This window comes from Pseudoalteromonas sp. MBR-15 (assembly GCF_053628915.1).
This window is the reverse complement of record NZ_JBRJHH010000023.1, coordinates 21,258-32,523: the sequence shown is the minus strand read 5'-3', so window position 1 is coordinate 32,523 and position 11,266 is coordinate 21,258. Positions and strand designations below refer to the sequence as shown.

Here is an 11,266-nt window from a genome sequence, read left to right as displayed (position 1 = left end):
TGATTCCATGCCGAACTCAGTAGTGAAACGAAACAGCGCCGATGATAGTGTGGCATTTGCCATGTGAAAGTAGGACATCGCCAGGCTCCTAATTAGAGAAACCCGTTGCAGCAATGCAGCGGGTTTTTTGTTGCCTGTAGAAAAATAAAACACCCAACCAAGACCCCCTACGACCTATATCCTAGTAGGCATAAGCGCAAGATGAAGAGATGTAGGAGGCACTTTAGTGCCGAAGTATCTGATATGCCCTTCATACATAACCGCTGACATTCACGGCTAAAGCCGTTCCTACGCTTCTTAATCACGATGTTCAATCACGGTTCCACGTTGCTTAATCATGATGACAAGAATGAAGGGACTCTAAAATGGGCTACTTCACTTTACGCTAGCCTAATTAGGGCGTGGAGGCACTTGAGTGCCGAAAGTGTCTGATATGCTCTTCATGCATAACCCCTGACATTCACGGCTAAAGCCGTTCCTACGCTTCTTAATCACGATGTTCAATCACGGTTCCCACGTTGCTTAATCATGATGACAAGAATGAAGGTACTCTAAAATGGGCTACTTCACCTTACGCTAACCTAATTAGCGCGTAGGAGGCACTTTAGTGCCGAAAGTGTCTGATATGCCCTTCACACATAACCAGAGACATTCACGGCTAAAGCCGTTCCTACGCTTCTTAATCACGATGTTCAATCACGGTTCTAACGTTGTTTAATCATGATGACAGTATTGGGAATGAGGGTTCTCTTTAATCACTCATTTCACTTCTGGCTCAAATAATTAGAGCTTAGCAGGAGGCACTTTAGTGCCGAAGTATCTGATTATACCCTTCATATATAACCATAGACATTCACGGCTAAAGCCGCTCCTACGCTTCTTAATCACGATGACAGAAGTGCAAGGGGCTCTAAAATGGGTTACGCTAATCCGTCTCTCATTAATGAGCAACACAACAACGCGGTGCTTGACGAATAAATACGAAAAAGCCCAGCAGGTTTCCCCGCTGGGCTTTTATATTTATATATTCAGTACTTACTGTTATTTAATCATGCTGTAAATAAGCGCAAGAACAGCAAGAGAGCCAATAGCTAGCACAAATAAAGTACTTAAGCGGTGCCTGTATTTTTGCAGGCTAGGGACTTTATACACGGCAATCATGGGCATAATGAATAAGATCATGGCGATAATTGGGCCTGAAAGTTGATCCATCATGTCTAATATACTTGGGTTGATCACCGAGCAATACCAAATAGCGAAGAACATGATAACAGTGCCAATCTTATCAACGAGTTTAGGTTTCATATGTGCTTGCTTACTGACAAGACCATTGAAACTTTCGCGGGCTCCTAAAAAGTGGCCTAAGAAAGATGACGTAATCGCGATAAACGCTACCAACGGGCCTAGTGTGGCAATGAATGAGTTATCAGTAATATTGGCAAGAAACGACAAGATAGAAACGTTTTCGGCCTTAGCTTGCAGCATTTGTTCTGATGATAAAGACAACACACACGAAAATACAAACAGCAATACAAATACGATTAACAATAAGCTGGTGCGCTTCAGAATTGCTTCTGACTTCATTTTAGCATTATTACCGTAATGAGCTCGCTGTACATGGACAAAACTTGAGATTGCAGCGGCATGGCTGAATGAGAACACAATAATAGGAATTGATAACCAGAGCGTTTTCATAAAGCCTGAAAACTCAGGAACTGATACGTCAGGCATCTGCCAGCTTGGGATCAAATACAACGATAAGAAAAACAGAATACCGACGAGTGGATAGACCAAAATAGCAAAAGCACGCAACATGAGTGCTTCTCCACCTAGCATTAAGCTAATCATACCACCCACTAAAATGCCTGATAGCAGCACGCGTGGTGGTGATTCCATACCTAATTGATTAACGATAAAGCTGTCTACGGTATTGGTTAGGCCAACGCCATAAATAAGTAAAATAGGAAAGATAGAAAGAAAATATAAAAGAGAAATTAGCCGCCCAGCATTCATGCCAAAGTGCTCTTCTACCACATCGGTAAAGTCAGCATCTGGTTGTTTTGATGATAATACAAAACGAGCTAAGCCACGATGAGCTAAGTAAGTCATAGGAAAGGCTAAGCACGCCATAATCACTAATGGCCAGAACCCGCCTATACCGATATTAATGGGTAAGAATAAAATGCCGGCACCCACTGCTGTGCCAAATAAACTTAATACCCACTGGGTGTCGTGAAGATTCCATTTCGAGTTACTACTTGTTGTCGATGCACTAAACTGCGCAGCATCTTGTTGTGTGTTCATTAGCACTCCACTATTAGAATAATAATTGTCGCGCAGCATATAGAAAAGCAACTAAGAATGCATGTTTTAGCGTTGTATTTAGATAACTATGCTGTAAGGAGAGACTTACAAAAGGAAATGCTGGGCTAGTTTAGTTAAGCCCAGTTGTGGTGTTTACTCTGCTGCTGCAAGTGCGCGGGCTTTTATATCAGCAGCAAATGCTAAGCCTTTTTTAAAGCGAGCTTCAGCTGCTGTGATTTCACTTTCATCGCCATTAGCAGCAAGCACACCTTGTGATAGTGCTTTGTAAAGAGAAGTGATTTGCGCTTGGTAAGCTGCTTCAATGGCTTTTTCAACAGTCGTCATCGTCATTCCTTTAATAGATTAAGAGGGCAAAATATTATCGGAACACAGGCATAAAGGCTAGTTTAACGTTAATTTAGAGAGGGTAAGTTTTTACTTTAAGTCGCTGGGTTTCGCTTCGCGTTACCCAGCTTATGTAGTATTTCACTCTATAACATCGACTGCTAAAGACTAGTCCTGTAACGCCGATACTATAAAATACGGATTCAGATATTCTTCTTTACTGTTATACAGCAGTGGACTGCCATCGAGTTTGCTAACCGTTGCTCCTGCTATTTCGGCAATCGCATGGCCTGCGCCTGTATCCCACTCGCAGGTTGGGCCTAAGCGAGGGTAAATATCGGCGCTGCCTTCGGCTACTAAACATAGTTTTAGTGAGCTGCCTTTTGAGACCATTTCTACGTCATCGAATTGTTTTACAAATTCAGCTAGGTCAGGGGAAGGGTGTGAGCGACTGCCAACAACACGAATAAGCCCTTTATTTGGCTTGCGGGTAACTTTAAGTTCGATGCGTTCATCGCCCTTATCTTTAAACGCACCAATGGCGTTGCTTGCAATATATGAGACACCCAATGCAGGTGCGTCGACGACGGCTAAAATAGGCTTACCGTTTTCAATGAGCGCAATATTTACCGTAAACTCACCATTCTTTTTGATGAACTCTTTTGTGCCATCAATCGGGTCGACTAGCCAATAACGTTGCCAGGTTTGACGAAGATCCCAGCTAATATCTGCACTTTCTTCACTTAGAATCGGAATGTCTGGCGTTAACTGTTTTAAGCCATTAACAATCACTTTATGGGCTGCTAGATCGGCGTCGGTTACTGGGCTTTCATCGGCTTTGTATTCGACGTTAAAATCTTTTTCGTAAATACCCATAATGGCATTTCCTGCTTGGCGCGCCAGCAGTAAGATTTCTTCTAGCAGTTCCGTATGATTCATGATTTAACCTATAATTTGCTGTTGTTTTAGATACGCTACCAGTTCTTGCACCGATTGGTCTAGGGTGTTTTTGCTCGTATCGATTTTAATTTCGGGTGATGTTGGAACTTGGTAGTCTGAATCAATACCGGTGAAATGCTTAATTTCACCCGCACGTGCCTTTTTATAAAGCCCTTTAGGGTCACGAGTTTCACATACGTCGAGTGGGGTATCTAAAAACACTTCGATGAACTCACCATCATCTACCAAGTTCCTTACCATATCGCGTTCACTTTGGAAGGGTGAAATAAATGCGGTGAGTACCACAAGACCGGCATCGACCATGAGTTTCGCTGTTTCGCCTACGCGGCGAATATTTTCAACACGATCTTCATCAGTAAAGCCTAAATCTTTACATAACCCATGGCGTACGTTATCACCATCAAGTAGATAGGTGTGAACACCAAGTTGGTTTAGTGCGTTTTCTAGCGCATTGGCCACGGTGCTTTTACCAGAGCCAGAAAAGCCAGTGAACCATAAAATAGTCGGCTTATGCTTTTTTTGCTCACTACGTTGTGCTTTAGTGATTGCGTAGTTATGCCAAACGATATTCTCATTCATTGTATCTGTTCTCGTTGTTTGTTATTGAAATGGGAAAACCAGTGGTATCAATGTAAGTACCGTAATCGAATAGATAATCGATAAAGGAAGGCCCATGGCAATGTAATCTTTTAAGCGGTAATTTCCCGCACTGTACACCATAAGGTTGGTCTGATAACCAAATGGTGAGATAAAGCTGGCCGATGCACCAAAGGCCACGGCCATAATAAAGGGCAGTGGGGAAACATCAAAGCCAATAGCCAGCGCATACGCAACAGGAAATGAAAGTGCGGCGGCTGCATTGTTGGTAATCAATTCGGTAAACATGACCGTCATTAAGAAGATGGCAATAAATGCCCCGTAAGGGCCAAAGTCACCTAACACATAAAGCATGCCATTCGATATTTCACCAGCTAAACCGGTGCCAATCATGAGTTTGGCGAGTCCAATCGCACTGCCTACAACCGCCAGTAATTCGATAGGGAAGCGACGTTTAACTTCACTGAGCTTAATTGTGCCGCTGAGCATTAGGCCAATGAGTAACACCAATAAGCCTTTTACTAAGGGGACTAAACCGATAATGCTTAACGTTAAAACCCCGGCAAAACTAGCCAGCACAATGTTTGATTGCTTTGCTTTTAAATGTGTTTGTAAATCGAGACCCGAAATATAAACAAACTCACGCTTTAAGTTTGGGAGTGTGTAAAATGCTTTACCCGGCGCGAGAATCAAGGAATCACCTGCTTGTAATTGCACCTTACCTAGGCCTCCTTGTAAACGGTCATGGCCTCGACGAATTGCAATTACTGCCGCATGAAACTGTTCGCGAAAGCGAATTTCTTTAATCGTTTTGCCAATGTATTTAGAGGAGTGACTCACGACCACTTCAACAAGGTGTTCAACATCTTTCTCGTGCTTGTCATGAACCACTTTTAAGCCATCAAATTGAGTCAGTAAAGGAACAGACTTTATATCGCCGACAAATAATAATACGTCACCTTCTTTGATTACTTGTTTTGGGGTGACGGCACAAATACGTTTGTCACCACGAATGATTTCAGCAAGGAAGAGATCTTTTAATTCACGCAGACCATTTTCTTCAACACTTTTACCAATCAGCTTTGAATCAGCTTCTACTTTGCCTTCTAAGTAAAATGGCACGACTTCTTGGTTATTTTTACCGTTATCGGGTAGGTATTTAAGCATTACAATAATGGTGATCAGGCCCACACTTAATGCGCCTAAACCAACCAGTGTAAAATCAAAAAAACCTAAGGGAGCCATGCCCGCTTCAACAGCAAAACCATTGACGATTAAATTAGTTGAGGTGCCAATTAAAGTAATTGTGCCACCGAGTATTGCGGTGTACGACAAAGGCAGTAATAGTTTTGATGGCGAATGTGTCGGGCTCTCTTTTATGGCACTAATAAGAGATGCCACAACGGCTGTGTTATTAGTAAACGATGACAAAAAGGCGGTCGATAAGCCAAGCTTAGTGACAGAGCTTGTCAGGCTACCTTTTGATAAGGATTGGGCAAGTTTCTGTACCAATGTGGTTTTTTCTACCGCAATTGATACCAATACTAAAAGTATCAGGGTGATTAACGAGGGGTTGGCATAATTAACAAGCATATCCTCAAGGCTAATAAGCCCTGAAAGATAGCTAATTCCAATGGCGCTCACAAATAACCATGCTGGTTTTAATCGTGTGCCAAATAGGCACCCGACTAATACCAGCATAATGCCTGTTAATACCAGCTGTTGATACATGCTTTTTACTTCCTATAACAGGCGAATTGTGATTATTTAAGCTTAGTTATATCAAGCGCTTGCCAATGAGGGAAGTGCTTGCGAACAAGTGCATTAAACTCAACTTCAAAGTCGCTAAAGCCACTTTGTTGCTCTTCAGTGCTCAATAACTGCTCGATCATACCTGCTGCAACCGTTAAGTTTGATAGGCGATCGATTAAGATAAATGCCCCTGTTTCATGGTTGTCGTGATACTCATCTGCCAAAATTGTTTCTGTAAGCTCGAGGGTTACAATAGCAATTTCGTTTAGCTGCAGAGAGTCTGCTTGGCCATGCTCTAAGGTATTTACATCAATCGTGTGATCAATTTTTTTCACCACCGCTGAAGTATTTTTGCTGCCTAACTTAAAGTTATAGTTTTTACCTAGCACCAAGGGAGATTCATGCATCCACACAAGTTTGGCTTGAATACGGTTTGTTACAGCGGCTTTAGATGCGGCTGGTACAATTACATCACCACGACTGATATCAATTTCGTCGTTAAGCGTTAATGTAACTGCTTGGCCTGCTTCGGCTGTATCAAGGTTCCCATCGAAGGTGACAATCTCTTTGATACTTGAGCTTTTTCCTGATGGTAATACTTTTACGGCATCACCCACACTGAACGTACCTGAAGTGAGTGTTCCTTGGAAACCGCGGAAATCTAAGTTAGGGCGCACAACATATTGCACAGGTAAGCGTGCTTCAAAGCCAGTATCAATTTCAGCCGCAGGGGAATCTTCGAGTAATTCAAGAAGCGGTTTGTCGGTGTAATAAGGTGTATGTTCAGAGCGTACTACAACGTTGTCGCCTTTCAATGCTGACATAGGTACGAACTTAATGTTTGTGACGTTTAACTGCTCTGCAAACTTAAGGTAATCGGCTTTGATTTTCTCATACACGGTTTCGTCAAAATCGACGATGTCCATCTTATTGATAGCAACAACAAATTGTTTAATCCCTAAAGAGTCACAAATAAAGCTATGACGCTTAGTTTGTACCTGCACGCCATAACGTGCATCCACTAGGATAATTGCCACATCGCTGGTTGATGCACCTGTTACCATATTGCGGGTGTATTGCTCATGTCCAGGCGTATCCGCAATAATGAATTTACGTTTTGCTGTTGAGAAATAACGATACGCAACATCAATCGTGATGCCTTGTTCTCGCTCAGCTTGCAAGCCATCAACGAGTAGGGCTAAGTCAAGCTCTTCACCTGCATTACCAACTTTTTCGTTGTCTTTGTGAAGGGCTGCAAGTTGATCTTCATAAATTTGGTGGCTGTCATGCAGAAGGCGGCCGATTAACGTTGATTTACCGTCATCAACACTGCCACATGTCAGCATACGTAAAAGGCTTTTGTCTTGTTGACGCGCAAGGTAGGCGTCGATGCCTAGTTCTCTTACTTCATTAATCGTGTCGTTAGTTTTAGACATTAGAAATAACCCTCACGTTTTTTCTTTTCCATAGAGCCTGCAGAGTCGTGATCAATCACGCGACCTTCACGCTCAGATGATGTTGATAACAACATCTCTTCAATGATTTCAGTTAATGAGCTGGCGGTTGATTCCACAGCACCAGTAAGTGGATAACAGCCAAGGGTACGAAAACGGACCGACTTCATTTGCGGTACTTCGCCTTCTTCAAGCGGCATGCGCTCATCATCAACCATAATGAGAGTGCCATTGCGCTCAACAACAGGGCGTTCTTTGGCTAAATATAGTGGCACCATTTCAATGTTTTCTTGGTAGATGTATTGCCAAATATCAAGCTCAGTCCAGTTAGATAATGGGAATACACGAATACTTTCGCCCGGGTTAACTTGGCTGTTGTAAGTATTCCACAGCTCTGGACGTTGATTTTTAGGATCCCATCTGTGGTGCTTATCGCGGAAAGAATAAACACGCTCTTTGGCACGTGACTTTTCTTCATCGCGGCGAGCACCGCCGAATGCAGCATCAAAACCATATTTATCAAGCGCTTGTTTTAAGCCTTGGGTTTTCATGATATCGGTATGCTTCGCTGAGCCATGAACAAACGGATTAATATCAATCGCTAAACCTTCAGGGTTTTTATGGACGATTAAATCAAAGCCATATTCTTTGGCTAAACGATCGCGAAACTCGATCATTTCCTTAAATTTCCAGTTGGTATCAACATGCAAAAGAGGAAATGGAATTTTTGCTGGGTAAAATGCCTTACGTGCTAAGTGTAATAACACCGATGAATCTTTACCGATTGAGTAAAGCATAACCGGGTTTTCAAACTCAGCAGCAACTTCGCGCATGATCTTGATACTTTCAGCTTCTAATTGCTGAAGGTGTGTTAAAGCCATTGTTAGTCGTCCTACTAAAATGATTAAAAGTTAAATTACGCTACGCCTGTTAAAGGCTGGGCAAAGCTGCTGGTTTGTGCCGTTTGGCCAAACCAAGCAAGTTGATGATGCAGTGATGCAACTTCGCCAATAATTAATAACGCTGGTGAAATAATACTGTGCCGTGAAATTAAATCGGCTAATTCACCTAGCTGCCCCGTCACGACACGTTGTTCTTTACGTGTGCCGTTTTCAATGATGGCCACTGGTGTATCTGCACCGCGACCATGTTTTAATAATTGTGCTTGGATATGAGGTGACTTAATCACCCCCATATAAATCGCCAAGGTTTGATTAGGTTTAGCAAGCGACTGCCAATCGAGTTCTTGACCCTCTTTTTTACAGTGCCCAGTAACGAATTGGATGGCTTGTGCATGGTCTCTATGTGTTAATGGGATACCCGCATAAGCACTGCAACCGGCTGCAGCAGTAATACCAGGAACAATTTGATAGCGGATCTGGTTGGCAGCAAGCACTTGTACTTCTTCACCGCCACGGCCATAAATGAATGGATCGCCCCCTTTAATGCGGCATACTTTTTTACCCTGCTTAGCAAAATCAACTAACATTTGATTGGTATCTTCTTGTGCCACACTATGATCGCCCAAGCGCTTGCCAACACACACTAAGTCGGCATCGCGACGCACCAGTTCCATAATTTCATCAGACACAAGGTAGTCATACACAACAACATCGGCTTGTTGCATTAATTGCAGGGCTTTTAACGTTAATAGCTCTGGGTCACCTGGGCCTGCGCCCACAACATATACTTCACCTTCGGGCTCAGGCTTGGCTTCGAGTAGTTGCTCTAGTTGCGCCGACGCTGCGGTAGTGTCGCCTGCTTGCACTTTACTCACAACCGATGAATCAAACACACCTTCCCAAAACTGGCGACGGTCGGCGAAATGTTTAAAACGTTGCTTTACTTTGTCGCGAAAACTCCCGACTAAAGTAGCCAAAGGGCCAATATGTTGTGGAATAAGCGTTTCAAGTTTTTCACGTAAGCGACGTGCTAAAACAGGGGCTGTCCCCGCGCTTGAGATAGCAATAGTGATAGGGTCACGGTCAACAATCGAGGGAAAGATAAAACTACACTTAGGTTGATCATCAACGACATTAACGAAAATATTGCGTGCGTTAGCAAGCTCAAAAACCGTGCTGTTAACCGCGTCGTTATCTGTTGCGGCAATAACCAACATTTGTTTATCTAAATGGTGTTCTTGAAATATGTCGTTAATTAGCGTGACTTCACCCGTGTTTGCAAGGGTTATAAGCTCATCACAAAATTCAGGGGCGACTAACGTCACGTGTGCGCGCGCTTTTAAAAATGCGCGGCATTTGCGTAACGCAACATCTCCACCGCCGACTACCAATACGGGCCTGTCGTCTAATTTGGTAAAGATAGGTAAATATTGCACGTTGTTTATACCCCTAAAAAACATCACAGAAACTGCTTATTGCAGACAAGCAGAATATAGTGCGTATTGTTAAGTAAAAAATAATTAAAACCCAATGTATATAACTAAAAGTTATATTGGGTGGTTCTATTTGGCTTAAGACTTAGTTAACAAGGGATTGCGGCGAGTTACAAGAAAATAACTAGGCTTATGGTGATTAGTTATGAGTTATAGCCAGAACATAAAAATTTGCTACTATGGGTCACTATTATGGCAACACAAAAATACGATTTATGAAAAACATGCAAACAATCGCAGCCCAAGCTGTGGCGCTCATGGACTTAACAACCCTCAATGACACCGATACGGCACAAACAATTGAAGATCTTATTGCCAGTATTCAGCCAAAGTTAGGCGTGCCTGCGGCGGTGTGTGTTTATAGTCAGTTTGTTAGTGATGCTAAATTAGCGTTGGCAGAGCGTGCGCTAAAGCAAGTAAAGGTGGCCACCGTCACCAATTTTCCAACAGGAGAGCAGCCTTTAGAACAGGTGATAAATGAAACCTTGTTTGCTATTGAGCGTGGCGCTGACGAAATTGATTTAGTGATCCCATACAAAGCCCTCATTGCAGGTGATGAAGAGAAGGTTTTAACGTACGTCAAATCCTCAAAAGATGCCTGCGGCAATAAAGCCGTGTTAAAAGTGATTATCGAAAGTGGCGAATTAACAGATGAGTTAATAACTAAAGCGAGCCAACTTGCGATTGATGGCGGGGCTGATTTTGTCAAAACGAGTACGGGTAAAGTGGCGGTAAATGCAACCTTAGCTGCAACAGAGATTATTTTAACCGCAATTAAAGCAAGCGGTAAAAACGTCGGTTTTAAAGCCGCTGGGGGAGTGAGAACCGTTGCTGATGCCGCTCAATACTTGGCCTTAGCTGAATCTATAATGGGTGAAGCCTATATAAAGCCTAAACTATTTAGGTTTGGTGCTTCGGGGTTATTAAGTGATGTATATGCGACATTAAATGAATCGTGATAGTGAGCAAGAAAAAATAGCCCTTGAGCATGGCGCCGCAAAATTATTTTTGCGCTGTTATGAAAAAGAGTTTGGGATCAAAATGCGCAATATTTGGCATAATACACCAAGTAAGCCAGATGTGAGCTGCTACAAAGGTGAGCAGCGTCTCGATATTGAAATTGCGCATTTATACGCCAGTGAAACAGAGGCGATGGCCGTATTAGGACGGCCCTTGTCAATTAGTATGCAGCGCGACCTTGCTGAGATGGCACTTGAGCCAAGCGATCAGCGTTTACATTGTGCACTGCATCGGTTACTCGCGCAAAAAGCGAAAAAACAGTATGAATCAGAGCATCCATGGTTATTGATCCGTAATGCCAGCACTATTTGGCACTTAGATGATTTTAAGGCCGTGCTCACTCATCTCGATGTACCAAAAGGGCATCCATTCCAGCAAATTTGGTTATTGTGTGACTTTTATCGTGGTGAACTAGTACAAATTTTATAAATGGAAGATG

At 42.8% G+C, this 11,266-nt stretch carries 10 protein-coding genes and 1 rRNA gene; 3 read left to right on the top strand and 8 right to left on the bottom strand.

The genetic code is table 11. The features are described 5' to 3' along the window. Nucleotides 1–86, top strand: a 5S ribosomal RNA gene (rrf, locus tag ACSSVW_RS19970); the annotation flags it as partial. 955 nt (nt 87–1,041) lie between these two features. Here the strand turns inward: rrf and ACSSVW_RS19965 are convergent. The 8 genes from ACSSVW_RS19965 to cysG form a co-directional block, all read right to left on the bottom strand. After that, nucleotides 1,042–2,304: an aromatic amino acid transport family protein gene (locus ACSSVW_RS19965; protein ID WP_454180031.1), complete on the bottom strand. Its 1,263-nt coding sequence runs from the start codon at nt 2,302–2,304 to the stop codon at nt 1,042–1,044. Between the two features lie 153 nt (nt 2,305–2,457). Further along, the gene (locus ACSSVW_RS19960) at nt 2,458–2,649 is read right to left on the bottom strand and encodes a hypothetical protein (protein WP_036971594.1); all 192 of its coding nucleotides are present in this window, start codon (nt 2,647–2,649) and stop codon (nt 2,458–2,460) included. A gap of 168 nt (nt 2,650–2,817) precedes the next feature. After that, nucleotides 2,818–3,588, bottom strand: a complete 771-nt coding sequence (cysQ, locus tag ACSSVW_RS19955; RefSeq protein WP_182396074.1) for a 3'(2'),5'-bisphosphate nucleotidase CysQ — start codon at nt 3,586–3,588, stop codon at nt 2,818–2,820. A gap of 3 nt (nt 3,589–3,591) precedes the next feature. Continuing rightward, nucleotides 3,592–4,188: an adenylyl-sulfate kinase gene (cysC, locus tag ACSSVW_RS19950; RefSeq protein ID WP_036971590.1), complete on the bottom strand. Its 597-nt coding sequence runs from the start codon at nt 4,186–4,188 to the stop codon at nt 3,592–3,594. Between the two features lie 21 nt (nt 4,189–4,209). Beyond that, nucleotides 4,210–5,937: an SLC13 family permease gene (locus ACSSVW_RS19945; protein ID WP_036971588.1), complete on the bottom strand. Its 1,728-nt coding sequence runs from the start codon at nt 5,935–5,937 to the stop codon at nt 4,210–4,212. Nucleotides 5,938–5,969: 32 nt separating this feature from the next. Then, entirely contained in the window at nt 5,970–7,394 is a 1,425-nt protein-coding gene (gene cysN / locus ACSSVW_RS19940; RefSeq protein ID WP_036971586.1) for a sulfate adenylyltransferase subunit CysN, read from the bottom strand. After that, nucleotides 7,394–8,293: a sulfate adenylyltransferase subunit CysD gene (gene cysD / locus ACSSVW_RS19935; RefSeq protein WP_036971584.1), complete on the bottom strand. Its 900-nt coding sequence runs from the start codon at nt 8,291–8,293 to the stop codon at nt 7,394–7,396. The genes cysN and cysD overlap by 1 nt, the downstream gene beginning before the upstream one ends. Before the next feature lie 35 nt (nt 8,294–8,328). Further along, the gene (gene cysG / locus ACSSVW_RS19930) at nt 8,329–9,750 is read right to left on the bottom strand and encodes a siroheme synthase CysG (protein WP_036971795.1); all 1,422 of its coding nucleotides are present in this window, start codon (nt 9,748–9,750) and stop codon (nt 8,329–8,331) included. A gap of 272 nt (nt 9,751–10,022) precedes the next feature. On the opposite strand from cysG, the gene deoC reads away from it, so the two are divergent. Both deoC and ACSSVW_RS19920 read left to right on the top strand, forming a co-directional pair. Then, nucleotides 10,023–10,766 (top strand): deoxyribose-phosphate aldolase, encoded by a 744-nt coding sequence (gene deoC, locus ACSSVW_RS19925; protein ID WP_036971793.1) that lies wholly within the window; start codon nt 10,023–10,025, stop codon nt 10,764–10,766. Continuing rightward, nucleotides 10,756–11,256: a hypothetical protein gene (locus ACSSVW_RS19920; RefSeq protein WP_454180027.1), complete on the top strand. Its 501-nt coding sequence runs from the start codon at nt 10,756–10,758 to the stop codon at nt 11,254–11,256. The genes deoC and ACSSVW_RS19920 overlap by 11 nt, the downstream gene beginning before the upstream one ends. The last annotated feature ends 10 nt before the right edge of the window (nt 11,257–11,266 follow it).

Coding starts and splice junctions, on each gene's coding strand:
- ACSSVW_RS19960 (WP_036971594.1), bottom strand. CDS start 2,649: ATGACGACTGTTGAAAAAGCCATTGAAGCAGCTTACCAAGCGCAAATC.
- deoC (WP_036971793.1), top strand. CDS start 10,023: ATGAAAAACATGCAAACAATCGCAGCCCAAGCTGTGGCGCTCATGGAC.
- cysN (WP_036971586.1), bottom strand. CDS start 7,394: ATGTCTAAAACTAACGACACGATTAATGAAGTAAGAGAACTAGGCATC.
- ACSSVW_RS19920 (WP_454180027.1), top strand. CDS start 10,756: ATGAATCGTGATAGTGAGCAAGAAAAAATAGCCCTTGAGCATGGCGCC.
- ACSSVW_RS19965 (WP_454180031.1), bottom strand. CDS start 2,304: ATGAACACACAACAAGATGCTGCGCAGTTTAGTGCATCGACAACAAGT.
- cysD (WP_036971584.1), bottom strand. CDS start 8,293: ATGGCTTTAACACACCTTCAGCAATTAGAAGCTGAAAGTATCAAGATC.
- cysC (WP_036971590.1), bottom strand. CDS start 4,188: ATGAATGAGAATATCGTTTGGCATAACTACGCAATCACTAAAGCACAA.
- cysQ (WP_182396074.1), bottom strand. CDS start 3,588: ATGAATCATACGGAACTGCTAGAAGAAATCTTACTGCTGGCGCGCCAA.
- ACSSVW_RS19945 (WP_036971588.1), bottom strand. CDS start 5,937: ATGTATCAACAGCTGGTATTAACAGGCATTATGCTGGTATTAGTCGGG.